This is a genomic window from Pseudomonas sp. Pseusp10, from assembly GCF_059492225.1.
In genome coordinates this window covers 6,127,944-6,154,259 of sequence record NZ_CP168528.1, presented here as the reverse complement: position 1 = coordinate 6,154,259, position 26,316 = coordinate 6,127,944, and the positions used below count along the sequence as shown (strand labels likewise).

General features: G+C 59.1%; 26 protein-coding genes and 1 pseudogene. 13 read left to right on the top strand and 14 right to left on the bottom strand.

The features are described 5' to 3' along the window. Positions 1–5: 5 nt before the first annotated feature. On the top strand, positions 6–683 hold the full coding sequence (locus tag ACEN8Z_RS27990) for a TetR/AcrR family transcriptional regulator (protein ID WP_008004259.1): 678 nt from the start codon (positions 6–8) through the stop codon (positions 681–683). A 128-nt stretch (positions 684–811) separates the two neighbouring features. On the opposite strand, the gene ACEN8Z_RS27985 is transcribed toward ACEN8Z_RS27990, so the two are convergent. The 3 genes from ACEN8Z_RS27985 to ACEN8Z_RS27975 form a co-directional block, all read right to left on the bottom strand. After that, entirely contained in the window at positions 812–1,666 is an 855-nt protein-coding gene (locus ACEN8Z_RS27985) for a shikimate dehydrogenase (RefSeq protein ID WP_495596314.1), read from the bottom strand. 5 nt (positions 1,667–1,671) lie between these two features. Further along, positions 1,672–2,112: a type II 3-dehydroquinate dehydratase gene (gene aroQ, locus ACEN8Z_RS27980; RefSeq protein WP_495596313.1), complete on the bottom strand. Its 441-nt coding sequence runs from the start codon at positions 2,110–2,112 to the stop codon at positions 1,672–1,674. Positions 2,113–2,252: 140 nt separating this feature from the next. Then, entirely contained in the window at positions 2,253–3,164 is a 912-nt protein-coding gene (locus ACEN8Z_RS27975; protein ID WP_442100754.1) for a LysR family transcriptional regulator, read from the bottom strand. Between the two features lie 226 nt (positions 3,165–3,390). Here ACEN8Z_RS27975 and ACEN8Z_RS27970 point away from each other — a divergent pair. Next, positions 3,391–3,489: pseudogene (locus tag ACEN8Z_RS27970) on the top strand (DUF4160 domain-containing protein); the annotation flags it as partial. An 8-nt stretch (positions 3,490–3,497) separates the two neighbouring features. Further along, on the top strand, positions 3,498–3,944 hold the full coding sequence (locus ACEN8Z_RS27965; RefSeq protein ID WP_495596312.1) for a DUF2442 domain-containing protein: 447 nt from the start codon (positions 3,498–3,500) through the stop codon (positions 3,942–3,944). 54 nt (positions 3,945–3,998) lie between these two features. Here the strand turns inward: ACEN8Z_RS27965 and trmA are convergent, their stop codons facing one another. Both trmA and ACEN8Z_RS27955 read right to left on the bottom strand, forming a co-directional pair. Then, entirely contained in the window at positions 3,999–5,078 is a 1,080-nt protein-coding gene (gene trmA / locus ACEN8Z_RS27960) for a tRNA (uridine(54)-C5)-methyltransferase TrmA (RefSeq protein WP_495596311.1), read from the bottom strand. After that, positions 5,075–6,370, bottom strand: coding sequence for an NCS2 family permease (locus ACEN8Z_RS27955; RefSeq protein ID WP_008004270.1), 1,296 nt, complete (start codon positions 6,368–6,370; stop codon positions 5,075–5,077). Before ACEN8Z_RS27955 ends, trmA begins: the two co-directional genes overlap by 4 nt. A 223-nt stretch (positions 6,371–6,593) precedes the next feature. Between ACEN8Z_RS27955 and ACEN8Z_RS27950 the strand changes: the two genes are divergently transcribed. Together ACEN8Z_RS27950 and ACEN8Z_RS27945 are read left to right on the top strand one after the other, a co-directional pair. After that, positions 6,594–7,040: a YolA family protein gene (locus ACEN8Z_RS27950; RefSeq protein WP_108231206.1), complete on the top strand. Its 447-nt coding sequence runs from the start codon at positions 6,594–6,596 to the stop codon at positions 7,038–7,040. 68 nt (positions 7,041–7,108) lie between these two features. Next, the gene (locus tag ACEN8Z_RS27945) at positions 7,109–7,660 is read left to right on the top strand and encodes a DJ-1 family glyoxalase III (RefSeq protein ID WP_108231207.1); all 552 of its coding nucleotides are present in this window, start codon (positions 7,109–7,111) and stop codon (positions 7,658–7,660) included. Here the strand turns inward: ACEN8Z_RS27945 and ACEN8Z_RS27940 are convergent. Continuing rightward, a complete protein-coding gene (locus ACEN8Z_RS27940; protein WP_008004277.1) occupies positions 7,657–8,907 on the bottom strand; it encodes an MFS transporter in 1,251 nt (416 codons plus the stop codon). The two genes, ACEN8Z_RS27945 and ACEN8Z_RS27940, sit on opposite strands and share 4 nt — an antisense overlap. Positions 8,908–9,392: 485 nt before the next feature. Here ACEN8Z_RS27940 and ACEN8Z_RS27935 point away from each other — a divergent pair, with 485 nt between their 5' ends. The 3 genes from ACEN8Z_RS27935 to ACEN8Z_RS27925 all read left to right on the top strand — a co-directional run bounded on the left by ACEN8Z_RS27935 (position 9,393) and on the right by ACEN8Z_RS27925 (position 12,090). Beyond that, a complete protein-coding gene (locus tag ACEN8Z_RS27935; protein ID WP_495596310.1) occupies positions 9,393–10,829 on the top strand; it encodes a cytochrome ubiquinol oxidase subunit I in 1,437 nt (478 codons plus the stop codon). Positions 10,830–10,832: 3 nt separating this feature from the next. After that, complete coding sequence (cydB, locus tag ACEN8Z_RS27930) at positions 10,833–11,840, top strand: cytochrome d ubiquinol oxidase subunit II (RefSeq protein ID WP_008004281.1); 1,008 nt, start codon at positions 10,833–10,835, stop codon at positions 11,838–11,840. A gap of 82 nt (positions 11,841–11,922) precedes the next feature. Then, positions 11,923–12,090: a DUF2474 domain-containing protein gene (locus ACEN8Z_RS27925; protein ID WP_015096916.1), complete on the top strand. Its 168-nt coding sequence runs from the start codon at positions 11,923–11,925 to the stop codon at positions 12,088–12,090. Positions 12,091–12,154: 64 nt separating this feature from the next. On the opposite strand, the gene ACEN8Z_RS27920 is transcribed toward ACEN8Z_RS27925, so the two are convergent. Together ACEN8Z_RS27920 and ACEN8Z_RS27915 are read right to left on the bottom strand one after the other, a co-directional pair. Beyond that, entirely contained in the window at positions 12,155–13,279 is a 1,125-nt protein-coding gene (locus ACEN8Z_RS27920; protein WP_442100769.1) for a methyltransferase, read from the bottom strand. Positions 13,280–13,454: 175 nt separating this feature from the next. After that, positions 13,455–14,168: a helix-turn-helix transcriptional regulator gene (locus ACEN8Z_RS27915; protein ID WP_495596309.1), complete on the bottom strand. Its 714-nt coding sequence runs from the start codon at positions 14,166–14,168 to the stop codon at positions 13,455–13,457. 292 nt (positions 14,169–14,460) lie between these two features. Between ACEN8Z_RS27915 and ACEN8Z_RS27910 the strand changes: the two genes are divergently transcribed. Then, complete coding sequence (locus tag ACEN8Z_RS27910; protein WP_495596308.1) at positions 14,461–15,237, top strand: ferredoxin--NADP reductase; 777 nt, start codon at positions 14,461–14,463, stop codon at positions 15,235–15,237. A gap of 42 nt (positions 15,238–15,279) precedes the next feature. Here the strand turns inward: ACEN8Z_RS27910 and mscL are convergent, their stop codons facing one another. Next, entirely contained in the window at positions 15,280–15,693 is a 414-nt protein-coding gene (mscL, locus tag ACEN8Z_RS27905) for a large-conductance mechanosensitive channel protein MscL (RefSeq protein WP_008004290.1), read from the bottom strand. Positions 15,694–16,314: 621 nt separating this feature from the next. Here mscL and radA point away from each other — a divergent pair. Beyond that, positions 16,315–17,682, top strand: a complete 1,368-nt coding sequence (radA, locus tag ACEN8Z_RS27900; RefSeq protein WP_495596307.1) for a DNA repair protein RadA — start codon at positions 16,315–16,317, stop codon at positions 17,680–17,682. 128 nt (positions 17,683–17,810) lie between these two features. Here radA and ACEN8Z_RS27895 read toward each other — a convergent pair whose 3' ends face one another. Continuing rightward, entirely contained in the window at positions 17,811–18,179 is a 369-nt protein-coding gene (locus tag ACEN8Z_RS27895; protein WP_495596306.1) for a PilZ domain-containing protein, read from the bottom strand. A 160-nt stretch (positions 18,180–18,339) separates the two neighbouring features. On the opposite strand from ACEN8Z_RS27895, the gene ACEN8Z_RS27890 reads away from it, so the two are divergent. The 3 genes from ACEN8Z_RS27890 to yjiA all read left to right on the top strand — a co-directional run bounded on the left by ACEN8Z_RS27890 (position 18,340) and on the right by yjiA (position 21,753). Continuing rightward, entirely contained in the window at positions 18,340–20,406 is a 2,067-nt protein-coding gene (locus ACEN8Z_RS27890) for a carbon starvation CstA family protein (RefSeq protein WP_442100778.1), read from the top strand. Between the two features lie 15 nt (positions 20,407–20,421). Beyond that, positions 20,422–20,619, top strand: coding sequence for a YbdD/YjiX family protein (locus tag ACEN8Z_RS27885; RefSeq protein WP_007895266.1), 198 nt, complete (start codon positions 20,422–20,424; stop codon positions 20,617–20,619). A 162-nt stretch (positions 20,620–20,781) separates the two neighbouring features. Next, the gene (gene yjiA, locus ACEN8Z_RS27880) at positions 20,782–21,753 is read left to right on the top strand and encodes a GTPase (protein WP_495596305.1); all 972 of its coding nucleotides are present in this window, start codon (positions 20,782–20,784) and stop codon (positions 21,751–21,753) included. 99 nt (positions 21,754–21,852) lie between these two features. Here yjiA and ACEN8Z_RS27875 read toward each other — a convergent pair whose 3' ends face one another. The 4 genes from ACEN8Z_RS27875 to glyA form a co-directional block, all read right to left on the bottom strand. Then, on the bottom strand, positions 21,853–22,542 hold the full coding sequence (locus ACEN8Z_RS27875; protein ID WP_495596304.1) for a GntR family transcriptional regulator: 690 nt from the start codon (positions 22,540–22,542) through the stop codon (positions 21,853–21,855). Between the two features lie 25 nt (positions 22,543–22,567). Beyond that, a complete protein-coding gene (locus tag ACEN8Z_RS27870) occupies positions 22,568–23,272 on the bottom strand; it encodes a FadR/GntR family transcriptional regulator (protein ID WP_442099936.1) in 705 nt (234 codons plus the stop codon). Positions 23,273–23,338: 66 nt separating this feature from the next. Beyond that, positions 23,339–24,652 carry a C4-dicarboxylate transporter DctA gene (locus ACEN8Z_RS27865; protein WP_495596303.1) on the bottom strand — a complete coding sequence of 438 codons (1,314 nt, stop codon included), beginning with the start codon at positions 24,650–24,652 and terminating at the stop codon, positions 23,339–23,341. 274 nt (positions 24,653–24,926) lie between these two features. Beyond that, a complete protein-coding gene (gene glyA / locus ACEN8Z_RS27860; RefSeq protein ID WP_180204536.1) occupies positions 24,927–26,180 on the bottom strand; it encodes a serine hydroxymethyltransferase in 1,254 nt (417 codons plus the stop codon). Positions 26,181–26,316 lie beyond the last annotated feature (136 nt).

Genomic DNA, 26,316 nt, shown 5'->3' with positions numbered 1-26,316 from the left:
CCGCAATGACAATGAACTCAGAACTCCCCGCAGCCTCCGTAGAACCGGGTGTCGAGCCGCGCAAGAGTCGCAAGAACAATCCGGAAAAGACCCGCGAGAACATCCTGCAGGAGGCGATCGTCGAATTCGTCCAACAGGGGCTTTCCGGTGCTCGCGTGGATGCCATCGCCGAGCGCATCCACACCTCCAAGCGCATGATCTATTACTACTTTGGCAGTAAGGAGCAGCTCTACGTCGAGGTCCTGGAGAAGCTTTACGGCGATATCCGCAGCACCGAAAGCCGCCTGCACCTGACCGAACTGGCGCCGGTGGAAGCGATTCGGCGGATGGTCGAGTTCACCTTCGATCACCATGATCGCAACGTCGATTTCGTGCGCATCGTCAGTATCGAAAACATCCACAACGCCGAGTATGTGAAGCGTTCCGAGGCGATCAGGGCGATGAACAACACCGTTCTCGATTCCCTCGATGTGATTTTGCGTCGTGGCGTAGAAGAGGGTGTCTTCCGCGCCGGCCTGGTGCCGCTGGATGTGCATCTGCTGATCAGTTCGTTCTGCTTTTATCGCGTCTCGAACCGCCATACCGTAGGTGAGATTTTCCAGATCGACTTGCCGGATGAGCGCATCAAGCAGCGTCATCGCGAGATGATTTGCGAGGCGGTTCTGCGGTACCTGCAGGCGTGACTCAGCTGTGTGAATCGCCTTTGCAGGAGCCGGCCTGTTGGCGATGGATGCAAGAGCGCCGCGTTCAGCCAGGCAGCCCGCATCATCGTTAACGTCCATCGCGAGCAAGCTCGCTCCTACAAGTTGCGTCAGTCATTCATGCTCTGGAAATGCTCAAGCATTCGCTGGGCATCCGGTACCACGCCGCTGAACAATTCGAACGCCTTCACCGCCTGAAACACCGCCATGTTGCCACCGTCCAGCGTCCGGCAACCGAGGACGCGGGCGTTGCGCAGCAGTTCGGTTTCCAGCGGGAAGTAGACGATTTCCGCCACCCACAATTCGGCCCGTAGCAGCTCGACCGGCACCGGCATGCCCGGCAGTTTTTTCATGCCCATCGGCGTGGTGTTCACCAGGCCGTCAGCCTGGGCCATGGCGCTCGGCAGGTCATACCCGGCCACCGCCAGAGCGACACCGAAATGCTGATTGAGGTTGTCGGCCAGATCCTGGGCGCGGCGGATGTCCACGTCAAAAATGCTCAGCTGCTGTACGCCTTCGCTCAACAACGCGTGGGCCACCGCCGCACCTGCGCCGCCGGCGCCCATCTGTACGACACGTTCAACGGCAACGCCCTTCAAGCCCCGGCGAAAACCCTCGGCAAAGCCCAGGCAGTCGGTGTTGTGGCCGATGCGTTTGCCATCCTTGAGCACCACCGTGTTGACCGCGCCGATACCGCGGGCCTCCGGCGAGAGTTCGTCGAGCAGCGGGATGATCGCCTGCTTGCATGGAAAGGTGATGTTCAGCCCGGTGAAGTTCATCCGTTCGGCAGCCATCAGCAGGTCGGGCAGGGCGTTGCTGTCGAGTTTCAACTGATCAAGATCTATCAGGCGATAGAGGTAGCGCAGCCCCTGAGCATCGCCTTCATGTTCGTGCATGGCCGGTGTGCGGGAAGCCTGGATGCCGGCACCGATCAGCCCGGCCAGTATCACGTGGTTCTGAGTCACGGCGATTACCCCTTCAAACGATGACTGAAGTGTTCCAGCGCCAGGCGATAGCCGTGACTGCCAAAACCGGCCATCACCGCCGTCGCAATGGCGGATACGAACGAGTGGTGGCGAAATGGCTCACGGGCATGCACGTTGGACAGATGGACTTCAATCACCGGCAGTTCGCTGGCGACCAGGGCATCGCGGATGGCGACCGAGGTGTGAGTCCATGCAGCAGGATTGATGATGATCCCGGCGCAGCGACCGCGGGCGGCGTGAATCCAGTCGAGCAGTTCGCCTTCATGGTTGGTCTGGCGAAACTCCACTGCCAGGCCGAATTCTTCGGCGGCACGTGCGCACATGGTCGAAATGTCTGCCAGGGTTTCGTGGCCGTAAGTCGCGGGTTCACGTGTGCCGAGCAGGTTCAGGTTCGGGCCGTTGAGCACCAGAACGATAGGGGACATCGGAATCTCTCCACTTATTATTTTTGGAATCGGCCGAGTGTTTCAGCCTGTGGAGATAAATTGTACTAACTGGTTAATTTGGTCAATTGAAGTGAAGGCATGCTGGCTGTTTGTGGGCGGTGATCGGACGCTTTCGCAGGTCAGCGCGGCAGGTGCTCCACGAGGAAATCGATAAACGCCCTCAATCGCAACGGCACATGGCGACTTTGCGGGTACAGCAAGGTAAACGGCCGCGAGCGCCCGCCATAGGGCTTGAGAACTTCCACCAGCGAGCCGTCGGCCAGTTCCTTTTCCACGATAAAACGATAGGTCTGAAACAACCCCGCCCCGTGTTTGGCCAAGGTGACACCGCCCAGTACATCATCGGAACAACTGAGGTTGCCCTCGGCCAGAATCTCCCGGGGCACGCCTTCATCGTTGAACAACCAGGCAATGCGCCGGCCGCTGCTGGGCAATTCGTACTGAATGCATTCGTGCTGTTCGAGATCGTCGAGGGTCTGCGGAGTGCCGGCCCGTTTCAGGTAATCAGGGCTGGCGATCATCACCAGGGCGGCATCTTCCAACTGGCGGGCGATCAGGCCGGAATCCGGGATGGCTCGCACGCGAATCGCCATGTCGTAGCCTTCGCCGACGAAGTCGATGTTGCGATTGCTGATATGCGACTCGACCTTCACCGCCGGATAGCGCGCGCGGAACCCGGGCAACAGCGGCAGGATTCGATGATGCGCGTAGGTCGTCGGAATACTGATGCGCAAAGTACCGGACGGCACTTGCTGCTGACCCATCACCTCGCGCTGAGCCTCGACCAGTTGCGCCAGGGCCTGGCGACATTCTTCGTAATAACGGCGACCACTGTCAGTGAGCTTCACGCTACGCGTGGTGCGCGCGAACAGGCGCACGCCCAGGCGTTCTTCCATGCGCGACACCGATCGGCTCACGGCAGCGGGCGTGACACCTGCCACCAGCGCCGCGGCAGTAAAACTGCCAGCCTCGGCGGCCAGGCAAAACAGCTCAATGCTGCCCAACTGAAGATCGTCGAATTGTCGCTGCATGATTGATTACACCGGGGATCAAATGAAGAAGCTGGATCAGTATTTATCAGGTGCCCGCGCTGTAAAGAAAGGATTTCTTACCAAATCGCGTAGTGTTCCGCAGGTCCGGGAATTGCCAGGACGCTAGCCTGAGGACGGAAGAAATGATTCGGCCGCCAATTCCAGTGGTCGGTTTTTCCAGGGAGTGTCGGGTCCTCGGATCCATTAACCTAACGGATGGGTTAACATGAAGGTATGCAGTTTCAAAGGACTGTCGGTAGTGATCATGTTGCGAGACGAGCATTGTCCGCCTCATGTGCATGTGGACGCGGGTACGTGGAGTGCGATCGAGTTATGAAAACGATAAAAGCCAAGGTTCAGGCCGATAACCCCGTAACGGAAAGTAGCCTGGGCAGAGCCATTGAACGTGGCGAATTACGCAGAAAAAACAGCCTGCAAGCGACAGCGGTTACCTACCTGGCTCCCTGTCTGGCCGTCTGCTTCGAAGACGGCAGCGGCGTTTTGTTGCCCGTGGCCAACTATCCGGAGTTCGATGATTTCGAAGTCGGTGATTTCGCCAGCCTGACCGTCGGCCATGCGGGTACTGCACTGTGCCATGACGGCAAGGACCTGCATGTATCTATTGCCGGGATGATTTCTGCGAGCAAGCCGCTGATGGCCATGGCGGCCTCGGTCGTCGCTTCGCGCAATGGTCGCCAGAGCAGCGCCGCAAAGTCTGAAGCCGCGCGGGCCAACGGCAGGAAAGGCGGGCGCCCGCGCAAGGTCGATGTTGTCGTGTAAGTGCCCACAAAAAAGCCGTCGTGAAGACGGCTTTTTTGTGCCTGGCAGGCGCCATCAACGGCGGGTCAGCATCACCCCGGATTCCATGTGATGGGTCCACGGGAACTGGTCGAACATTGCGCATCGGGTGATGCGGTGGGTGTCGTACAGTTGGGCGATGTTGGCTGCCAGGGTCTCCGGGTTGCAGGAGATGTACAGGATGTTGTCGAAGCGTCGGGTCAGTTCGCAGGTGTCCGGGTCCATGCCGGCGCGGGGCGGGTCGACAAACACACTGCCGAACTCGTAGCTCTTGAGGTCGATGCCGTGCAGGCGACGGAACGGACGCACTTCATTCAGGGCTTCGGTCAGCTCTTCGGCGGACAAGCGCACCAGGGTGACGTTATCCACCGCGTTTTCGCTGAGATTGCTCAGCGCCGCGTTGACCGAGGTCTTGCTGATTTCGGTGGCCAGCACTTTACGTACACGGGTAGCGAGCGGCAGGGTGAAGTTGCCGTTGCCGCAATACAACTCCAGCAAATCATCGGCGCGATCCCCGAGCACATCGTACGCCCAGTTGAGCATCTTCTGGTTCACGGTGCCGTTAGGCTGGGTGAACGCGCCTTCCGGCTGGCGGTAGCTGAAGGTGCGGCCGCCGACGTCCAGTTGCTCGACCACGTAATCGTGGCCAATGACTTCGCGCTTGCCCTTGGAGCGGCCAATGATGCTGACGTTCAGGTCCGCGGCCAGTTTCGAAGCCGCGGCGTGCCAGTGCTCGTCCAGCGGGCGGTGATAACACAGGGTGATCATCGCATCGCCGGCCAGGGTGGTCAGGAACTCGACCTGAAACAGCTTGTGGCTCAGGGCGGCGCTGGCTTGCCATGCAGCCTTTAGCTGCGGCATCAACTGGTTGATGCGCAGGCTGGCAATCGGGAACTCTTCGATCAGGATTGGCGTACGTTTGTCTTCCTGGGAAAACATCGCGTAATGACGCTCGCCGGCCTCGCGCCACAGGCGGAACTCGGCGCGCAGGCGGAAGTTCTGCAGCGGCGAATCGAAAACGGCTGGCTCGGGCGCATCGAACGGGGCCAGCAGGTCACGCAAGCGCGTGACCTTTTCTTCGAGCTGAACGGCGTAGGCCTGGGAATCAAAAGTCATGCGTTGAACCAACCCAGCTTGATCACGAACAGAATCGACAGGATCACCAGCGCCGGGTTCAGTTCACGGCCACGACCGGACATCAGCTTGATGGCGGTCCAGGAAATGAAACCGAAGGCGATGCCATTGGCGATGGAGTAAGTGAATGGCATTGCCAGCGCGGTGATCACCACAGGCGCGGCAACAGTGATGTCGTCCCAGTCTATTTCGGCCAGGCCGGATGTCATCAGCACGGCGACGAACAGCAGCGCCGGTGCGGTGGCGAAGGCTGGAACGCTGGCGGCCAGTGGCGAGAAGAACAGCGCCAGCAGGAACAGGATCGCCACCACGATGGCGGTCAGGCCGGTGCGGCCACCGGCACTCACACCGGCGGCAGATTCGATGTAGCTGGTGGTGGTCGAGGTACCCAGCAGCGAACCGGCCATGGCCGCGGTGCTGTCGGCGATCAGGGCGCGGCCCATTTTCGGCATGTGGCCGTCTTTGCGCATCAAACCGGCACGCTTGGCCACACCGATCAAAGTGCCGGAGTTATCGAACAGGTCGACGAACAGGAACGCAAAAATCACGCTGACCAGACCGATGTCCAGTGCGCCCTTGATGTCCAGTTGCAGGAAGGTCGGGGCCAGCGATGGCGGCATCGACATCACGCCGCCGAACGGAGTGAAGCCCATCACGATTGAAACGATGGTCACCACCAGAATGCCGATCAGCACTGCACCGCGCACTGCAAGGGCTTCAAGCGCGACGATCAGGGCAAAACCGAGGGTGGCGAGGATCGGAGCCGGTTGTTTCAGGTCACCGAGGCCGACCATGGTCGCCGGGTTGCTGACCACGATACCGGCGTTGTGCAGTGCGATCAGCGCCAGGAACAGGCCGATGCCGGCAGCGATCGCCGAGCGCAGTGGCAACGGGATGCTGTTGATGATCCATTCACGGATGCGGAAGATCGACAGCAGGAAGAAGCACACCGCCGAGATGAACACCGCGCCCAGTGCAACTTGCCAGGTGTGGCCCATGTGCAGGACCACGGTGTAGGTAAAGAAGGCGTTCAGGCCCATGCCCGGCGCGAGGGCGATCGGGTAGTTGGCGATCAGGCCCATGGTCGTGGAGCCGATGGCGGCTGCCAGGCAGGTGGCGACGAACACCGCGCCCTTGTCCATGCCGGTCTCGCCGAGGATGCTCGGGTTGACGAACAGAATGTAGGCCATGGCCAAAAAGGTCGTGACGCCCGCCAGAATCTCGGTCCGCACGTTGGTGTTGTGTGCCTTGAGTTGAAACAGCCTTTCCAGCATGTCTGCTCCCCGTGGCGCGCCGGGCGCCGTGAATGTATCGACCTCAACAGCAAAGCACAGGCAGCAGAACGCGCCTGGAAATTACTATGGGCCGGAAAAAGCCGCGCATCATACCAGTAGCTTGGGAATATGGCTGCTTATGGCGGTGATCGTCGTCGATGTTTTGCGACAAAGCCAAGTGCGCCATACTGCGCGCTGGTTTTTCAGGGGGGAAAGGTACTGCATGAAAAGGCGTCTGGTTAGCGTGTTCGGCGTATTGATGGCGTTGCTTCTCGGGACCCAAACGGCCGTGGCGGCCTCGGCTGCGCCACTGACGCAATTGAAAGTGCTCAAAGTCGCGTCGCCGTCCTGTGGCGTTGAAAACATCGACGAAGGGCAAACCCGGACTCGCTGCGATCACAATGGCCCGAACATCACGGTGTACGTGCTGGAAGTGGGCTATGGACGCGAGGCCCATGTCGCCCTGGACGGTTTCGAAGTGAATGGCACCCGCACACCGGTCTGCGCGTTCAAGAATGGCAATCTGACCAGTTGTACGCCTGGCGAGAAAACCGTCGGCTATTTGTATGCCCTCGATCTGGCTGGCAAGCAGGAAGGCACTCTGACCTTCAGCAATACCTCGATCAATGCGCCCGGCAATACGATGTCGACGCAGCTTTACATCCAGTAGCCACATGTCCCGAACAAGGCGCGGGAAAGCTGACTACGCTTAAAAGATCATTCCGTGGACAGTCCCCGATGACCTTTAGAGCCTTGATAGCCCTCGCCGAGGGTACCGATGACCTGCAAACCGTGACCCTGATCGACGTACTGCGCCGCGCCAAAATAGAAGTGGTGGTGGCCAGTATCGAAGGGCGGCGCATGCTTACCTGCGCCCGCGGCACTCGGCTGACGTCCGATGCGATGCTGGTGGACTTGCTGGCGCAGCCTTTCGACCTGATCGCCTTGCCGGGTGGCGCGGTGGGTTCGCAGCACTTGGCAGCACACCAACCCCTGCAACAATTGATCAAGGACCAGGCGGCAGCCGGTCGCCTGTTCGCCGGCATCGCCGAAGCGCCCGCCGTGGCGCTGCAAGCCTTTGGCGTTTTGCGTCAACGGCGCATGACCTGTCTGCCATCCGCCAGCCATCAACTGTTGGGCTGTAACTTCGTCGATCAACCGGTAGTGGTCGATGGCAACTGCATCACCGCCCAGGGCTCGGCTGGCGCATTGGCATTTGCCCTGGCGCTGGTGGAACAACTCTGCGGAAAAGCCACACGTGCGGCGGTGGCGGGGGAGTTGTTGGTTTAGACTTTCGCTTCTTCCTTCTCTTCATCTTTAGCCACGTGCATGCGATCGCGGCTGGCCAGGGTCGGGAATAGTTTGACCCACACCCCGGTCACCACCAGCGTGCCGATCCCGCCCATGACCACGGCTGGCACGGTGCCAAACCAGTGGGCGGTCAGGCCCGATTCGAATTCACCCAACTGGTTCGAGGCACCTATGAACAAGCCGTTCACAGCGCTGACCCGGCCACGCATTTCGTCCGGGGTTTCCAGTTGAACGAACGAGGCGCGGATCACCATGCTGATCATGTCTGCCGCGCCCAACACCACCAACACCGCCAGGGAAAACCAGAACGAGGTCGACAGGCCGAAGGCGATGGTTGCCACGCCGAAGATGCCCACGGCGGTGAACATCACCCGACCGACATTGCGTTCCACGGCAAATCGCGCCAGGAACAGCGACATCAGCAGCGCACCCACGGCCGGTGCCGAGCGCAACAGGCCCAGCCCCCATGGACCGGTCAGCAGAATGTCCTTGGCGAACACCGGCAGCAGCGCCGTGGCGCCCCCCAAAAGAACCGCGAACAGGTCGAGGGAGATCGCCCCGAGAATGTCCGGACGACTTCGGATAAAGCGAATGCCCGCGAGCAGTGAATCCAGTGTGGCCTTGCCCTTGTTCAGCGGCGTCTGCCGGGCCGGCAGGTTGAGCATCAGCGAACAGGCGATGACATACAGCAGCACCGTCGGGCCATACACCCAGACGCTGCCGAAGGCGTAGAGCAAACCGCCGAGGGCCGGGGCGACGATGGTGGCCGATTGCTGGGCCGATTGCGCGGCGGCCACCGCACGGGGAAACAGCGCGCTGGGCACGATGCTTGGCAGTAGGGCCTGGGTGGTCGGCATTTCAAAGGAGCGAGCGGCACCGAGCAGGAAGGCCAGGATAAAGATCATCTCCCGGGTGACATGGTCGGTCGCGCTGCCGATGGCCAGCGACAGGGCGATCAGTGCCTGCAAGGACTGGCAAATCGCCGCAACCTTGCGCCGGTCATAGCGGTCGGCGACGTGTCCTGTGTGCAGCATGAACAGCACGCGGGGGGCGAACTCGACCAGGCCGACCAGACCCAGGTCGAGCACGTCGCCGGTCAATTGATACAGGTTCCAGCCGATGGCCACGGTGAGCATCTGGAAGCCGCTGGCGGTAAATATCCTGGCCAGCCAGAACGCGAGAAAAGGGCGATGGTGACGTAACAGCAAGGGCTCTTGGCTGGGCATCTGCGGGGAAATCTGGGGGAGAGGGGAACGGCGAGATTATCACCAACCTGTAACAGGAAGTTGCCATTACAAAAAATTTAGTTAGCCAGACATCGATATCGAGAACACTGCCATTAACTGTGGGAGCGAGCCTGCTCGCGATAGCGGTGTGACATTCAGCGATGATGTTGACTGACAGACTGCTATCGCGAGCAGGCTCGCTCCCACAGGAATGTATTTCAGCTCGTGACCAAGGCCATGAGGCAACTTGTCACGCGGCAAAAGACCACGCGGTTCATCCCCGAAATTGGGACTACTCTTTCAACGTTGATTGATCCAGATCAAAACCCGCAAAAGGAATTGATCCGGCGGCCGCAAGGCCATACTCCCTGCGTTGTGATGCGTGCAAAAAAAGAACAAACAGAGATTCGCCACACTCCATATCCGTGGGGGCCGTGGGTGCAGGCTTCCAGCCAGCAGCCGTACTACCTGACAGAGGAAGACTTATGTTCGGTTTAGAGGCACTTGATCTCGCCCGAATTCAGTTCGCGTTCACCATCTCGTTCCACATCCTGTTTCCGGCCATCACCATCGGCCTGGCGAGTTACCTGGCGGTACTCGAAGGCCTGTGGTTGAAAACCCATAACGACACCTACCGTGACCTCTACCATTTCTGGTCGAAGATCTTTGCCGTCAACTTCGGCATGGGGGTGGTTTCCGGCCTGGTGATGGCCTATCAGTTTGGTACCAACTGGAGCCGCTTCTCGGACTTCGCCGGTTCCGTGACCGGGCCGTTGCTGACCTATGAAGTGCTCACGGCGTTCTTCCTCGAAGCCGGATTCCTCGGCGTCATGCTGTTTGGCTGGAACAAGGTCGGGCGCAAGCTGCACTTCTTTGCCACGGTCATGGTCGCCATCGGCACGCTGATCTCGACCTTCTGGATCCTGGCTTCCAACAGCTGGATGCAGACCCCGCAGGGCTTTGAGATCGTCAACGGTCAGGTCATACCCACCGACTGGCTGGCGGTGATCTTCAACCCATCGTTCCCATATCGCCTGATGCACATGGCCACGGCAGCCTTCGTCGCCACGGCCTTCTTCGTCGGTTCCTCCGCGGCCTGGCATTTGCTGCGCGGCAAGGACAACCCGGCGATCCGCAAAATGCTTTCGATGGCCATGTGGATGGCATTGATTGTCGCGCCGATCCAGGCGGTCATCGGTGATTTCCACGGCCTCAATACACTTGAGCATCAGCCAGCGAAAATCGCTGCGATCGAAGGCCATTGGGAAAACAAGGGCAACGAGGCAACTCCGCTGATCCTGTTCGGCTGGCCGGACATGAAGGAGGAGAGAACCAAATTCGCCGTCGAAATCCCGTACCTGGGCAGCCTGATCCTCACGCACTCCCTGGATAAACAGGTGCCGGCGCTCAAGGAGTTCCCACCTGAAGACCGGCCAAATTCGACCATTGTGTTCTGGTCGTTCCGGATCATGGTGGGCCTAGGCTTCCTGATGATTTTCACCGGTTTGTGGAGCTTGTGGCTGCGCAAGCGCGACACCCTCTACACCTCGCGGCCGTTCCTGTACCTGGCGTTGTGGATGGGGCCGTCAGGCCTGATCGCGATCCTCGCCGGCTGGTTCACCACGGAAATCGGCCGTCAGCCGTGGGTGGTCTACGGCCTGATGCGTACGGCGGATGCGTCGTCCAACCATAGCTTCATGCAGATGAGCATCACCCTGATCCTGTTTGTCGTGGTTTATTTCGCGCTGTTTGGCGCCGGTCTTGGCTACATGATGCGCCTGGTGCGCAAGGGGCCGAAGATCGACGAAGGCAAGGAAACCAACGACGGCGGCCCCGGCCAGAAACGCACACCGGCCCGTCCGTTGTCCGCCGCCGACGACGATCACGCCGATGCCGGCCACAGCCTGACGAAGGAGATTTGAATCATGGGTATTGATCTTCCGCTGATCTGGGCCGTGATCATCATCTTCGGCATCATGATGTACGTGGTCATGGACGGTTTCGACCTGGGCATCGGCATTCTCTTCCCGTTCATTCCGGGCAAGACGGATCGCGATGTGATGATGAACACCGTCGCCCCGGTCTGGGACGGCAACGAGACCTGGCTGGTGTTGGGGGGCGCAGCGTTGTTCGGTGCCTTTCCGCTGGCCTATTCGGTGGTGCTCTCGGCGTTGTACCTGCCGCTGATCCTGATGTTGATCGGGTTGATCTTTCGCGGTGTGGCCTTCGAGTTCCGCTTCAAGGCCAGGGACGACAAGCGCCACCTGTGGGACAAGGCGTTCATCGGTGGCTCGCTCACTGCGACCTTCTTCCAGGGCGTTGCGCTTGGCGCGTTCATCGATGGCTTGCCGGTGGTCAACCGGCAGTTCGCCGGTGGCTCACTGGACTGGTTGACGCCGTTCACGATGTTCTGTGGTGCGGCGCTGGTGGTGGCCTATGCGTTGCTCGGATGCACCTGGCTGATCATGAAGACCGAAGGCAAGTTGCAGGAACAGATGCATGACCTGGCACGGCCATTGGCCTTCGTGCTGTTGGCGGTGATCGGCGTCGTCAGCATCTGGACCCCGCTGGCCCACGCAGAAATCGCCGCACGCTGGTTCACCATGCCGAATCTGTTCTGGTTCATGCCGGTGCCGATTCTGGTGCTGGTCACGATGTACGGCCTGATCCGCGCCGTGGCCCGCAATGCGCACTACACGCCGTTCCTGCTGACCCTGGTGTTGATCTTCCTCGGTTACAGCGGGTTGGGCATCAGCTTGTGGCCGAACATCATCCCGCCGTCGATCTCGATCTGGGACGCTGCCGCGCCGCCGCAAAGCCAGGGCTTCATGCTGGTGGGAACGCTGTTCATCATCCCGTTCATCCTGGGCTACACCTTCTGGAGCTACTACGTGTTCCGCGGCAAGGTCACCCATGAAGACGGTTACCACTAGCCCTATAGAAAACCTGTGGGAGCGAGCTTGCTCGCGATGGCGTCCTGACAGACGCCATCGATCTAACTCGGAGGATTTATCAATGAACGGCAAACATTCCCTGCACGACATTGAAGAAGCCGAAAAAAAGCCGCTGTGGCAGCGGCTCGGCTGGTTGGCCCTGATCTGGGTCGGCAGCGTGGGCGCCTTGTTCATCGTCGCCAGCCTGATGCGTCTGTTCATGAACGCTGCCGGCCTGACCACGCACTGACATCTCTCCCGTGGCCTCAAGGCACGGATTTACGACCCTCCGACCGGAGGGTTTTTTTTGCCTGTTACTTGCGCGCCTTGAGAATCACGAATTTCGGATTGGCCGCCACTTGCTCGACACCACGGAACAATCGCGCCAGCTTGCTGTGGTAACCCAGGTGACGATTGCCGACGATATACAGCGCGCCACCCACGACCAGCGCTTCGCGCGCCTGCTGGAACATCCGCCAGGCCAGGAAGTCGCCCACCACTTGTTGCTGGTGAAACGGTGGATTGCACAGCACGACGTCAAGCGATTGCGGTTCCTGGCCGGCCAGGCCATCGCCGGCACGCACGATCACTTCCCGTTCACCCAGCGCTGCACGCCAGTTCTCGGACGCCGATTGCACGGCCATGAACGATTCGTCCACCAGCGTGTAGTGGGCCTCGGGGTTTTGCAGGGCGCTGGCGATGGCCAGAACGCCGTTGCCGCAACCGAGATCGGCGACCCGCGCCGAGCCGAGGTTTTTCGGCAGGTGTGGTAAAAACGCCCGGGTGCCGATGTCGAGGCCTTCGCGACAAAACACGTTCGCGTGGTTGATCAGTTCGATGGCCGGTTCGTCGAGTTGATAGCGGGTCGGGAAGGGGGAGGCGGCGGGCACTTTGGTTTCAGCTGTTGCGATCAACAACCGGGCCTTCTTCACCGCCAACGAGGCTTGCACCGGGCCGATGTAACGCTCCAGCAAATCCCCCGCTGCCCGGGGCAGATGCTTGATCATGGCCGCGGCAACCACTTGGGCGCCGGGTGCCAGTTGGCCTTGCAGGCGGATCAGTTGTTCTTCCAGCAGCGCCAGGGTTTTCGGTACACGGATGAGCACCCGGTCGAACGGCCCGACAGGGGCTTCGCTGGCGGGGACGCTCGGCACCGCATCAAACGCCAGGCCGTTGCGCACCAGGTTTTTTTCCAGTCCCTGGAAGGCCAGGAACGAGTCGCCGCTGCTGACCACCTGCACCTTGCCCGCCAGGCTGGCCGCCAACGCACCGAAACTGTCATTGAGCACCAACACTCGGGTGTCCGACGCTGGTTGTTGTTCGGCCAGATGATTGAGCAGGTATTCATCGGCCGCATCGAAAGCTTGCAGCGGTTCGTTCTGCTGTTCGGGCTGGCGGATCAGGTCGAGGCTGGCGAAGGGTGTTTCGAGCAAAGGCATGGGGCGGGGCTCTGGGTAATCAACGGATGTCCCGCTGCCCGAAGGCGTTGGAGCGGGCGGAGCTGTCCGAGTGTACTTCGTCGTGTAGGTCTACACGCCATCACTCAGGAAGGACCGCAAATGGTACGTTTTTTTTGACTGGATTACCCGCAGGTTTTCCCGCAATAGGGCGCTTTCAGATGGCTCCGGAGCGGGTCGCGGCGATGACTGCCGCAATCTTGTTGTTGACGCCGAGCTTCTCGATAGCCCTGTGCACATGAAAGTTGACTGTGCGTTCACTCAAATTGAGGATCCTGGCAATTTCATAGGCCGTCTTGCCATCGGCCGACAGTTTCAATACTTCGAGTTCCCGTCGTGACAAGGGAGGCGCCTGAGGGCGAGCCGGTTTTTTCGGTTGCATCCCGATCGCCAGAGCGTGCAGATGGCGACTGATGAACACCGAGAATCCAAGGTTCTCGTACAGCTCATAGGCTGAAATCGGGCAGTGGCTTCTGGCCAGACTGAGAATACTGCTCAGACCGGTTTTCTCATCGTGGATGGCATGGGACCAGCCATGCTGCAAGCCTTGTTGCTGCAGCAACTGCCATAGCCATGGCGTCCTGGAAAAAAGCTCTTCACTCCAGAGAACAGGCAACATTGAGTGATTGCAGTGCGCCACTATTGGGTCTATTTGCGTGATGCTGTTTTTTTTATATTGAAAATTCCACTCATGGGGAAAATTGTTCAGGTTTACCGTAGTGGCTTCGGCCCCGACTGAGTTCGAGGTAATTGAAAAGCCACAAAATTTATATCCAAGGTTTCTAGCAAAGTTGAGTGCGATTCGGTAGGCAGTATTGATCTCTTGTGTGTGTGACAATTGTTTGAGCTGTGACTCCTTCCAGATTTCCATACAATGATCTCCATTCGTGTGTGTTTCGGGTGCACATTGGATCCAAAATTCGGCACGTCACGGAGTGTAGGACAGTTCCTACGGCGATGCTTCGACAGTTTTGCTCTTTTGACTGTTGGAAAAGTGTGTTCCAGGTTCTTAGGCACTGGATCAGTTATAAATGCCATATGTCATTTTATACTTGCAGCTGTGTGTCGCATTTAGTCATCGATCATTAATGCCACTACAAATTGTCGGTGGTTACGCTGCTTTCTTTGCGGGACACTGGGGTATCTGTTGATTGGAGCCTTCCATGTCCGTCAGTGAAGAAAAATTTACGCGCCAGACTTTGCTCGAGGTTCATCCGTTGACCCCGAACCTGTTTACCCTGCGTGCCACGCGGGATGCAGGGTTTCGTTTTCGGGCGGGGCAGTTTGCCCGATTGGGCGTCACCAAGGCTGACGGCAGTACGGTATGGCGCGCTTATTCCATGGTGTCCTCTCCCTTTGACGAGTTCCTCGAGTTCTTTTCCATTGTTGTACCGGGCGGTGAGTTCACCAGCGAACTGAGCCGCCTGGGTGTTGGCGATTCATTACTGGTCGACCGCCAGGCCTTCGGCTACCTGACGCTGGACCGTTTTGTCGATGGGCGCGATCTGTGGTTGTTATCCACAGGCACGGGCGTGGCGCCGTTCCTGTCGATACTCCAGGACTTCGAAGTCTGGGAGAGATTCGAGCGGATCATCCTGGTCTACAGCGTTCGTGAAGCCCGGGAACTGGCTTATCAGGAGCTGATCGCGGGGCTGGCGCAACTGGAGTATCTGGCTGAGTACGCACACAAACTGCAATTCATCGCCACGGTCACTCGTGAGCAGCATCCTGACGCATTGAACGGGCGGATCACCACACTGATTGAAAACGGCGAACTGGAGTGCGTCGCGGGTGTTGCGCTGACGCCTGAGCATTCACGGGTCATGCTGTGCGGCAATCCGCAGATGATCGATGACACGCGCAAGCTGCTTAAGCAGCGTGACATGCACTTGAGCCTCAGTCGGCGACCGGGCCAGGTGGCGGTGGAAAACTTCTGGTAAGAAAACGGCGCCTCAAAGGCGCCGTTTTGTTCGTTATTGCGGTCAAGGCCGGTTGTTCTGGGCCTTGAGCAGGTCGCGGATCTCGCCCAGCAGCTCTTCTTCCTTGGTTGGAACCGGTGGCAGGCTAGGGGCCACGGCCTCTTCGCGCTTCAGGCGGTTGATGGCCTTGACGCCCATAAAGATCGCGAAGGCGACGATGACGAAATCGATGATGGTCTGGATGAATTTGCCATAAGCCAGCACCACTGCCGGGGTGGCGCCTTCCGCTGCCTTGAGCGTTATGGCCAGATCACTGAAGTCCACGCCCCCGATCAGCATCCCGATTGGAGGCATGATCAGGTCACCGACAAACGACGTAACGATCTTGCCGAAGGCCGCACCGATGATGATGCCGACGGCCATGTCGACCACGTTGCCTTTGACCGCGAAGGCCTTGAACTCATTTAGCACGCCCATAGGTTATTTCCTTGTTACAGATGAGGTTGATGAACGCAGTGTAAATCAGCAAATTGAATCTTGCTCAAATCAACTGCCTGCTGTGCTTGCCCACAGTCGACCTGGGCGGTGCTGAAAAACTCACCGATTGATCTCAACCGAGGGGCGGCCAGGCCTTCTGTGGCGGTTTGCATACAAGGTTTTTTCAGCGATATGGCGTCTTTTGTGTGAGAGAACCAGAGTTCAGAGGCCGTCCGGAGCCGGGACGTTGAAGTTGATCTGGCAGTTGTTGGTCAGACGGCTGCATTGAGAGTTAGTTAACTGTTTTGTTAGTTTGGGGGTGGTAAGTTGCATATTACTCGGAATTGATAGCTGCATTTTGTGTGAGTATTTTTTGGGGTTGTGCATCAAGTATGTAAATTAATAAAGTTTGTATAGGTTTTTAAGTCATGCAGTAAGGTGTGTCCCTAGAGTTTGTTGAGCGTGCAGAGAAAAAACTTATACAGATTTTAGTAGTGTGGGCGTATGTCAATATGTCTGAGTTTACTGAAATAATTTGAAACTATTAAAGGGGTTGCAAAATATCTAGCCTCACTCGCGCGCCTCAGCTGAGCTATCATCGCGTTTTTTCCGGGAGTTCCGATGGCCAAGGCCAAGCGCATGTACGGCTGCACCGAGTGCGGCTCAACCTTCCCCAAATGGGCCGGCCAGTGCGGTGAGTGCGGGGCCTGGAACACGCTCACCGAAACCATGGTGGAAAGTGGCGGGGCCGCCGCCCCCAGCGGGCGTACCGGCTGGGCCGGCCAGCAGGCACAGATCAAGACCCTGGCCGAAGTCAGTGTCGAAGAAATTCCGCGCTTCTCCACTGCTTCCAGTGAGCTGGACCGGGTTCTGGGTGGCGGTCTGGTGGATGGCTCAGTGGTACTGATCGGTGGCGACCCTGGCATCGGCAAGTCAACCATTCTGTTGCAAACCTTGTGCAACCTCGCCAAGAGCATGCCGGCACTGTACGTCACCGGTGAAGAATCCCAGCAGCAAGTGGCCATGCGTGCACGGCGCCTGGGGCTGCCTCAGGATCAACTGCGGGTCATGACCGAAACCTGTATCGAAGCCATCATCGCCACTGCCCGCCAGGAAAGGCCCAAGGTGATGGTGATCGACTCGATCCAGACGATCTTTACCGAGCAACTGCAATCGGCACCGGGTGGTGTATCCCAGGTGCGTGAAAGCGCGGCATTGCTGGTGCGTTATGCCAAACAGAGCGGTACGGCGATTTTCCTGGTGGGCCACGTCACCAAGGAAGGCGCGCTGGCTGGCCCTCGGGTGCTGGAACACATGGTCGACACCGTGCTGTATTTCGAAGGCGAGTCCGATGGGCGCCTGCGTCTGCTGCGGGCGGTGAAGAACCGTTTCGGTGCAGTCAATGAACTGGGTGTGTTCGGCATGACCGACAAGGGCCTGAAAGAAGTCTCCAATCCGTCGGCGATTTTTCTGACCCGTGCCCAGGAAGAAGTTCCGGGCAGTGTGGTGATGGCAACCTGGGAAGGCACGCGGCCGATGCTGGTGGAGGTACAGGCGCTGGTGGACGACAGTCACCTGGCCAACCCGCGGCGAGTCACGCTGGGGCTGGACCAGAACCGGCTGGCGATGTTGTTGGCGGTGCTGCACCGTCACGGTGGCATTCCGACCCACGATCAGGACGTGTTTCTCAACGTGGTCGGTGGGGTCAAGGTGCTGGAAACGGCTTCTGACCTGGCACTGATGGCGGCGGTGATGTCCAGTTTGCGCAACCGGCCGCTGCCCCATGATCTGCTGGTGTTTGGTGAAGTCGGGCTTTCCGGTGAGGTGCGTCCGGTGCCGAGCGGTCAGGAGCGTTTGAAAGAAGCCGCCAAGCACGGCTTCAAGCGGGCCATCGTGCCCAAGGGCAATGCGCCGAAAGAGGCGCCGGCGGGGTTGCAGGTTATTGCCGTGACTCGCCTGGAACAGGCGCTAGACGCACTGTTCGAGTGACTTGCAGGTGGAACACAAACCTGTGGGAGCGAGCTTGCTCGCGATAGCATTGGTTCAGACGATCTCTTTATTGACTGAACAGCCGCCATCGCGAGCAAGCTCGCTCCCACAATGATTTTCGCTGATGGCTAGATTTCGATCAGCGCACCGAGTTCTCGCTCCAGCTCCTGCGGATCAGCGAGGTTGAGCTCGATCAGTCGCCGCAGGCGCTCGATGGACTCCAGGCTGATGTGCAGGCAGACAAAGCCAAGTTGGCCATGGTCGTCGTGGGCCAATTGCACATCCATGGTGATGTCGGCCTCTTCGCTCAGATGTATATCGACTAAAAAATCCCGTTGTGGATTGCCCAACCACGGATCGGGTCGCTCGATCAGCAACCCCTTGAGCGACAGGTCAATCAACTTCACCGGCCAAGTGGATTCGCCCTGACTCAGCTCGGTTCGGGCATCGAACGCAATACGTTTGAAGCGGCGACGTTCGGCAGGGTGCTCGCTCATGGCGCGATCCTCGTAGATGTACGCTGACTATAGACCTGCATTCTTGAAGGCGGCCAGCACGCGCAGGTGTCTAGACCAATGTCGGGGTATGGTCTTTGCCGTCAGGAGCGCTAAACTCGGGGTGGCTGTCTTTCTTGTCCACTCTGGCTGGAATAATAAAATGAAAAATAATAATAGCCCGCTACGCCATCTGCCTTGGCTGGTGCTGGCAATCGTAGGTGCGTGCGCCCTGGGCGTCGTGGCATTGCGCCGAGGCGAGGCAATCAACGCCTTGTGGATTGTGGTCGCTGCCGTGGCCATCTATCTGGTCGCCTACCGCTACTACAGTCTGTTCATCGCTAACAATGTCATGCAACTCGATGCGCGACGGGCCACTCCCGCTGTGCTCAACAATGACGGTCTGGACTACGTTCCGACCAACAAACACATTCTTTTTGGTCACCATTTCGCGGCCATCGCCGGCGCCGGGCCCTTGGTCGGTCCGGTATTGGCAGCGCAGATGGGCTACCTGCCCGGCACGCTGTGGCTGATCGCCGGCGTGGTGCTGGCCGGTGCGGTTCAGGACTTCATGGTCCTGTTCATGTCCACCCGCCGCAACGGCCGCTCCCTGGGTGACATGGTCCGTGAAGAAATGGGCCGCATCCCCGGTACCATCGCGCTGTTTGGCTGCTTCCTGATCATGATCATCATCCTCGCCGTGCTGGCGCTGATCGTGGTGAAAGCCCTGGCCGAAAGCCCTTGGGGCATTTTCACGGTGATGGCGACCATTCCGATCGCGATGTTCATGGGCGTGTACATGCGCTACATCCGCCCGGGTCGCATCGGTGAAATCTCCGTCATCGGCGTGCTGTTACTGCTCGGTTCGATCTGGCTTGGCGGGCAGATTGCCGCGGATCCGGTGTGGGCCAAGGCGTTCAGCTTCACCGGTGTACAAATCACCTGGATGCTGATCGGTTACGGTTTTGTCGCAGCGGTGTTGCCGGTGTGGCTGATTCTGGCGCCACGTGACTACCTGTCGACCTTCCTGAAAATCGGCACCATTGTCGCCCTGGCCATCGGCATTCTGATCACCATGCCCGAGCTGAAAATGCCGGCGCTGACCCAGTTCATCGATGGTACCGGTCCGGTGTGGAAGGGCGGGCTGTTCCCGTTCCTGTTCATCACCATTGCCTGTGGCGCGGTCTCGGGTTTCCATGCGCTGATCTCTTCCGGGACTACGCCGAAGCTGCTGGATAACGAAACCAACGCCCGCTACATCGGTTACGGCGGCATGCTGATGGAATCGTTCGTAGCGATCATGGCGATGGTCGCCGCCTCGGTGATCGAACCGGGTGTGTACTTCGCCATGAACAGCCCGGCCGCTGTGGTTGGCGGTGATGTGGTGGCGGTTGCGACAGCAGTCAGCAACTGGGGCTTCGCCATCACGCCGGAAGCGCTGCAAGCCGTGGCCCATGACATCGGTGAAACCACCATCCTGGCCCGTGCCGGTGGTGCGCCGACCCTGGCGGTCGGTATCGCACAAATCCTGCACAGTGTTCTGCCGGGTGAAAACACCATGGCGTTCTGGTACCACTTCGCGATCCTGTTCGAAGCGCTGTTCATCCTGACCGCGGTCGACGCCGGTACCCGTGCCGGGCGTTTCATGCTTCAGGACTTGCTCGGTTCGTTCGTGCCAGCCCTGCGCCGCACTGAGTCCTGGACCGCCAACCTGATCGCCACCGCCGGTTGCGTGGCCATGTGGGGCTGGTTGCTGTACCAAGGGGTGATCGACCCGCTGGGCGGCATCAACACCTTGTGGCCGCTGTTCGGTATCTCCAACCAGATGCTGGCCGGTATCGCGCTGATGCTCGGCACCGTGGTGCTGATCAAGATGAAACGCCAACGCTACATCTGGGTGACCTTGCTGCCGGCAGCCTGGCTGCTGATCTGCACCACCACCGCAGGCTTCATCAAGCTGTTCGATGCCAACCCGGCGATCGGCTTCCTGGCCCTGGCCAGGAAATACAGCGATGCGCTGGCCAATGGTCAGATCCTCGCCCCGGCCAAGGACATCACGCAGATGCAGCACGTGATCTTCAACGCCTACACCAACGCAACGCTGACCGCGCTGTTCCTGTTCGTGGTGTTCAGCATCCTGTTCTATGCGCTCAAGGTCGGTATTTCCGCCTGGGGCAGCAAGGAGCGTACGGATAAAGAATCGCCATTCCAGGCGCTGCCGGAAGCGTGATCGAGGATTTGCACCATGTTCAATGACCTGAGTCGCCTCGGTAAATACCTCGGTCAGGCTGCGCGCCTGATGGTCGGCATGCCCGACTACGACAATTACGTCGAGCATATGCAGACCAAACACCCGGACAAACCGGTGATGAGCTATGAGATGTTCTTTCGGGAGCGTCAGGAAGCCCGTTACGGTGGCAAGGGTGGGCCGAAGTGCTGTTGATCCGGTTGTTGGATTAACAGCAAGCCCTGTGGGAGCGGGCTTGCTCGCGAAAGCGGTGTGTCATTCAACATTCATGTCGACTGACACGACCCCTTCGCGAGCAAGCCCGCTCCCACATTTGTTTTGTGTTGTGTTTTCATCTTGTGAAAAAGGAGATCCAGTTTGTCCTCTCCAATCCCGGTCACGATCCTCAGCGGCTTCCTCGGCGCTGGCAAGACCACTCTATTGCGTCACCTGCTAAAGGCCGAGCACGGTCTGAAAATTGCCGTGATCGAGAACGAATTCAGCGACGCCGGCATCGACACCCAGTTGTTGGGTGATGAACCGGTCCAAGTGATGACACTCTCCAACGGCTGCGTCTGCTGCACCATCCATACGGACCTGACCAAAGCGCTTTATCTGTTACTCGAGCGTCTGGACCAGGGCGACATCGCCTTCGACCGCCTGGTGATCGAATGCACCGGCCTGGCCGACCCGGCGCCCGTGGCGCAAACCTTTTTCATCGACGAAGAGTTGCGCGAGCGCTATATCCTCGACGGCATCATCACGTTGGTCGACGCGGCACATGCCGACTTGCACCTGACCCAGACCATCGCCCAGGCGCAGATCGGTTTTGCCGACCGCTTGCTGGTGAGCAAGCGCGATCTGGTGGACGAGCCGATCTTTACCGCATTGAGCGAACGCCTGACCCGCATCAACCGGCGTGCGCCGATCCGCGTGGTTGACCACGGCAAGATCGACCTGGCCGAATTGCTCGACGTGCGTGGTTTCAATCTCAACGCTGACCTCGGTGGCGGTGTGAGTTTGCGACCGGTCAGCCAGGCACCGTCCATCGACCGTATTTCCAGCCTGGTGCTGCGCACTGAAAAACCGCTGGATATCGATAAACTCAGCGAGTTCATGAACGAGCTGCTGGAGGAGCATGGCAAGCAGTTGCTGCGCTATAAGGGCGTGTTGAACATCCTCGGCGAGCCGCGGCGGATGGTGTTTCAGGGTGTCCTGAAGTTGTACGGATTCGATTGGGACACGGAGTGGGCTGACGATGAATCGCGTGAAAGCGTGATCGTGTTTATTGCTGACGATTTGCCGGAAGAGAAGATTCGTGAGGGGTTTGCACGGGTGGCAGCGGATTAAAGTCAGAAATTGCAGCGAGTCTTAAGCCGCGATCGCGAGCAGGCTCGCTCCCACATTTGAAGCGCAGCCCCCTGTGCGAGCCTGCTTCGCGATGGCGGTCTAACCTGCGGCACAATGTTGGCCCAGTGCCGATGCAGGGCTCAGCAACAAATCTTCCAGATAATCCAGATGCCGGTTGAGCGCGGCTTGCGCCGTCGCGGCATCTCCTCGCGCCAGTGCATCCAGAATCTCCATGTGCACTTGCCCCGCGCAATAATCCTTCTGCTGCAGATCAAACTGTGCAATCGCCAACGACGTCAGCGGCACCAGATTGCCCAGAAAGTGCGCTAGCGGTGCATTCCCCGCCATTTGCGCCAGCTGCAGATGAAACTCTCCCGACAAACGAATCGCCCGGCCACGCTCAGCGCATTGACGCTCGCTATCGACCAGCGCCCGCAGCTGCTTCAGGTCTTGCGCGCAGGGTCGCTGACACGCCAGCCGCACCAGCATGATCTCGGTCAGCCGCCGGGCATGCAGTGTCTGCCGGGTCTGCTCGGCATCAAGCTCGGCGACGCGGGGACGATGGTTGACTCGAAGGATGATGATCTGCTGATGGGACAGTCGCGTCAGCACATCACGCATGTCGCTGCGCCTTGCACCGAACATCTGCGCCAGGCTTTCTTCGGTAAAGCGACTGGCCGAATGGATGCGCTGTTCGAAAATGGCATCGAGGACCCGCGAATACAGATCATCCACCGAAGGGCGGACGGGCAGGGTAGTGAGCGTTTGTGGCGAAGCGAAGCTGTTCATGGCCAATCTCCAGTTCGAAGAGGTTTCAACTGCCGAGGTTGTCTTCCGGGATGTTCAGTTCGATGCCCATGCGCTGGCCTTCGCGCAAAATGTGCCGACGCATCTCGGCGCTGGCCTGGGCGCTGTTCTTGCTGCGGATCGCACGCACCACGGCTTCATTTTCTTCAAGGCGTTCGGCCAGGTGCTCCGGGGAGTTGCGCAACACTTCGGCGCTTTGCTTGAGGGCATTGCTGGTTTGCTGGACCACGCTCTGGAAGATCGGGTTCGACGTCAGCGTGAACAGCTCTTCGTGGAACGCGATGTAGGCGTTTACGCCGGCTTCACTATCATTGGCCTCCAGGGCTTCGCGCATGTCCATCAGGGTCAGGCGCAGTTGCCCGACTTCCTTGCTGCTGATGGACTGCGCCACAAGGCCGACGATGAACGGCTCCAGGGTGTAGCGCAGTTGCAGCACGTCTTCCAGGCTCGCTGCCGCCACTGCGCTGTCATGCACCTGGCTGTCGGCGAGATTGGCCTCAAGCACCACCACGCCTTTACCCGGCATCGAGCGCACCAGTCCGAGGGTTTCCAGAACGATGACGGCCTCACGCAGGCTCGGACGGCTGATACCCAGTTGTTCGGCCAGTTCACGTTGTCCCGGCAGCATTTCGCCGGAGCGCCACTGACCTCGGGCCAGCGCGGCCCGAAGTTTTTCTACGACTGAATTTACGACGGTCGACGAGGTAATCACTGTTCGCTCCATGAGCATTAAAAAGTGTTGAAGGTGTGCCGACGAGGCAGCCGGCACACCGTTGATTCAGAATTCCTGCTGATGGGCCGGTGCCACCGGTTTTCGCGGCTGGAAGGTATAACCCACCTGACCGGAAAGTACTTTGTTCGCCCGCTGCACGTCGATGTCCTTCTCCCAGCGGGCGATGGCCACGGTGGCGACGCAATTGCCGATCAGGTTGGTCAGTGCGCGGCCGATGCCCATGAACCAGTCCACCGCGAGCACCAGGACCAGGCCGACCACCGGAATCGCCGGGATCGCCGTCAAGGTTGCCGCCAGAATCACCAGGGCCGAGCCGGGAATCCCGTGGGCACCTTTGGAGGTGATCAGCGACACCAGCAAAATGGTCAGCAGGTCAGTCATGGCCAACGGCGTGCCGGTGGCGTTGGCGATGAACACGATGGCCAGGGTCAGGTAGATCGAGAAACCGTCGAGGTTGAACGAGTAGCCGGTGGGAATCACCAGCCCGACGGTCGAACTGCCGATGCCCAGATGCTCGAGTTTGCGCATGATTTGCGGTAGCACAGCGTCGGACGAAGCGGTGCCCATTACGATCAGCAATTCCTCGCGCAGGTACTTGAGCAGCGGCCACATCTTCAAGCCAGAGAGCCGCATCACCAGGCCGAGAATCAGGGCCACGAAGGCTACACAGGTCAGGTAGAACAGGCCGACCAGGCTGCCCAGGTGTTGCAGCGAGTCCAGGCCATATTTGCTGGTGGTGAAGGCGATCGCACCGAATACACCGATCGGCGCCAGGCGCACGATCATGCCCATGATGCGGAAGATCACGTGGCTGAGTTCATTGATCAGCCGCGAAATACCCGATGCCGCCTCGCCCACCAGATTCAGCGCACTGCCGAACAGCACGGAGAACAACAGGACCTGCAGGATGTTGTTATCGGCAAAGGCACCGATCACCGACGTCGGAATCAGTTCCATCAGGAACTGCGTGGTGGTGTGCATGTGCTGGCCGCGTTGGGCAATATCGCCCATGTCTGCCGCGGAAAGCTGCTCCAGGTGAATGTTCGCACCACTGCCGATGCCGGTGCTGAAGGCGAACACCAGACCGATCACCAGGGCGATGGTGGTCAGCACTTCAAAGTAGATCACCGATTTGAGGCCGATACGGCCAACCTTCTTCAGGTCGCCGGCACCACTGATGCCGCTGACCACTACGCAAAACACAATCAAGCCAATGAGCATTTTGATCAGCTTGATAAAACCGTCACCGAGCGGTTTGAGCTGAGCGGAGTATTCGGGAAGGGTCAGCCCGCAGACGATGCCGAGCACCAGTCCGAGAACCACTTGGAGGAAGATTGAACGCGAGCACCATCTGAGCATGGGAGGAATCCTGGTCGGTGTCCTGGCTGCCGTACGCTGCGCGTATCAGCTTCAGGACTTAATTATTGTGGTCTTACCGGTATGTCCAGTGCAGGCGCAGTCTAGGCGCTGTTTTTGGGTCTTCGCAAGTAAAAATTAGAAAATTGGCATGACCGGTCTTACCAGTTGATGGGTAAGCCCGGTATAGAGCCTTTCACCCCGGCAGAATAAAAAACGGGCGAAAAAAAACCGGCCATCTCTGGCCGGTTTTTATAGCTACGGTGTGGCGGGCTGATTAAGCGCCGTACACCGGCAGCTTCTTGCAGATGGCCTTGACCTTCTCACGAACGGCATCGATCACCGCTTCGTTGTTCAGGTCAGCCAGGATGTCGCAGATCCAGCCGGCCAGTTCCTTGCACTCTGCTTCCTTGAAGCCACGAGTGGTCACAGCCGGAGTGCCGAAGCGCAGGCCGGAGGTGACGAACGGGGAGCGAGGGTCGTTTGGCACCGAGTTCTTGTTCACGGTGATGAACGCTTTGCCCAGAGCGGCGTCGGCGTCTTTACCGGAGATTTCCTGCTTGATCAGCGACAGCAGGAACAGGTGGTTTTCAGTACCGCCGGAAACCACGTCGAAACCGCGCTCGATGAACACGCTGGCCATGGCCTGGGCGTTTTTCACCACTTGTTGCTGGTAAGCCTTGAACTCAGGCTGCAGCGCTTCCTTGAAGCAGATCGCCTTGGCTGCGATCACGTGCTCCAGCGGGCCACCCTGGGCACCCGGGAATACCGCGGAGTTCAGCTTTTTCTCGATGTCGGCGTTGGCGCGAGCCAGGATCAGGCCGCCACGTGGACCGCGCAGGGTCTTGTGGGTGGTGGTGGTCACCACGTCGGCGAATGGAACCGGGTTCGGGTAGACGCCAGCGGCGACCAGACCGGCCACGTGGGCCATGTCGACGAACAGGTAGGCACCAACCTTGTCGGCGATTGCACGGAAACGCGGGAAATCGAGGATCTGCGAGTAGGCAGAGAAACCGGCCACGATCATTTTTGGCTTGTGCTCTACAGCCAGGCGCTCGACTTCGTCGTAGTCGATCAGGCCGTTGGCGTCGATGCCGTACTGGATGGCGTTGTACAGCTTGCCGGAGGACGAAACGCTGGCGCCGTGGGTCAGGTGACCACCGTGGGCCAGGCTCATGCCCAGGATGGTGTCGCCAGCAGACAGCAGGGCCAGGTAAACGGCACTGTTGGCTTGCGAACCGGCGTGCGGCTGAACGTTGGCGTAGTCGGCGCCGAACAGCTCTTTGGCACGGTCGATAGCCAGCTGCTCGACGATGTCTACGTACTCGCAACCACCGTAGTAGCGCTTGCCCGGATAACCTTCGGCGTACTTGTTGGTCAGTACCGAGCCTTGAGCTTCCATCACCGCAGGGCTGGTGTAGTTTTCCGAAGCGATCAGCTCAATGTGCTCTTCCTGGCGCTGAGCTTCTTGCTCCATGGCGGCAAAGAGATCGGCGTCGTACTTGGCAATAGTCAAATCACGGCTGAACATGGCGGTCCTCAAGGATCGGGGGCGGAAAAGGGGGGCATTCTAACTCAATGGGTTTTAGATGGCATATGAAACGGCATCATGTCGCAGACAAGTGGGCTTCATGACGGGATCAGCGGTGATCGTGTCGGCCTCATCG

Bases quoted from the DNA above. Each gene is read 5' to 3' on its own strand.
- ACEN8Z_RS27895 (WP_495596306.1), bottom strand. From the start codon at position 18,179: ATGAGCGAGCACCCTGCCGAACGTCGCCGCTTCAAACGTATTGCGTTC.
- ACEN8Z_RS27925 (WP_015096916.1), top strand. From the start codon at position 11,923: ATGAACGGCAAACATTCCCTGCACGACATTGAAGAAGCCGAAAAAAAG.
- ACEN8Z_RS27885 (WP_007895266.1), top strand. From the start codon at position 20,422: ATGTTCAATGACCTGAGTCGCCTCGGTAAATACCTCGGTCAGGCTGCG.
- radA (WP_495596307.1), top strand. From the start codon at position 16,315: ATGGCCAAGGCCAAGCGCATGTACGGCTGCACCGAGTGCGGCTCAACC.
- ACEN8Z_RS27875 (WP_495596304.1), bottom strand. From the start codon at position 22,542: ATGAACAGCTTCGCTTCGCCACAAACGCTCACTACCCTGCCCGTCCGC.
- aroQ (WP_495596313.1), bottom strand. From the start codon at position 2,112: ATGTCCCCTATCGTTCTGGTGCTCAACGGCCCGAACCTGAACCTGCTC.
- cydB (WP_008004281.1), top strand. From the start codon at position 10,833: ATGGGTATTGATCTTCCGCTGATCTGGGCCGTGATCATCATCTTCGGC.
- ACEN8Z_RS27990 (WP_008004259.1), top strand. From the start codon at position 6: ATGACAATGAACTCAGAACTCCCCGCAGCCTCCGTAGAACCGGGTGTC.
- ACEN8Z_RS27975 (WP_442100754.1), bottom strand. From the start codon at position 3,164: ATGCAGCGACAATTCGACGATCTTCAGTTGGGCAGCATTGAGCTGTTT.
- ACEN8Z_RS27890 (WP_442100778.1), top strand. From the start codon at position 18,340: ATGAAAAATAATAATAGCCCGCTACGCCATCTGCCTTGGCTGGTGCTG.
- ACEN8Z_RS27865 (WP_495596303.1), bottom strand. From the start codon at position 24,652: ATGCTCAGATGGTGCTCGCGTTCAATCTTCCTCCAAGTGGTTCTCGGA.
- ACEN8Z_RS27945 (WP_108231207.1), top strand. From the start codon at position 7,109: ATGACCTTTAGAGCCTTGATAGCCCTCGCCGAGGGTACCGATGACCTG.
- ACEN8Z_RS27940 (WP_008004277.1), bottom strand. From the start codon at position 8,907: ATGCCCAGCCAAGAGCCCTTGCTGTTACGTCACCATCGCCCTTTTCTC.
- ACEN8Z_RS27920 (WP_442100769.1), bottom strand. From the start codon at position 13,279: ATGCCTTTGCTCGAAACACCCTTCGCCAGCCTCGACCTGATCCGCCAG.
- mscL (WP_008004290.1), bottom strand. From the start codon at position 15,693: ATGGGCGTGCTAAATGAGTTCAAGGCCTTCGCGGTCAAAGGCAACGTG.
- trmA (WP_495596311.1), bottom strand. From the start codon at position 5,078: ATGACTTTTGATTCCCAGGCCTACGCCGTTCAGCTCGAAGAAAAGGTC.
- ACEN8Z_RS27965 (WP_495596312.1), top strand. From the start codon at position 3,498: ATGAAAACGATAAAAGCCAAGGTTCAGGCCGATAACCCCGTAACGGAA.
- ACEN8Z_RS27950 (WP_108231206.1), top strand. From the start codon at position 6,594: ATGAAAAGGCGTCTGGTTAGCGTGTTCGGCGTATTGATGGCGTTGCTT.
- glyA (WP_180204536.1), bottom strand. From the start codon at position 26,180: ATGTTCAGCCGTGATTTGACTATTGCCAAGTACGACGCCGATCTCTTT.
- ACEN8Z_RS27915 (WP_495596309.1), bottom strand. From the start codon at position 14,168: ATGGAAATCTGGAAGGAGTCACAGCTCAAACAATTGTCACACACACAA.
- ACEN8Z_RS27910 (WP_495596308.1), top strand. From the start codon at position 14,461: ATGTCCGTCAGTGAAGAAAAATTTACGCGCCAGACTTTGCTCGAGGTT.
- ACEN8Z_RS27935 (WP_495596310.1), top strand. From the start codon at position 9,393: ATGTTCGGTTTAGAGGCACTTGATCTCGCCCGAATTCAGTTCGCGTTC.
- ACEN8Z_RS27955 (WP_008004270.1), bottom strand. From the start codon at position 6,370: ATGCTGGAAAGGCTGTTTCAACTCAAGGCACACAACACCAACGTGCGG.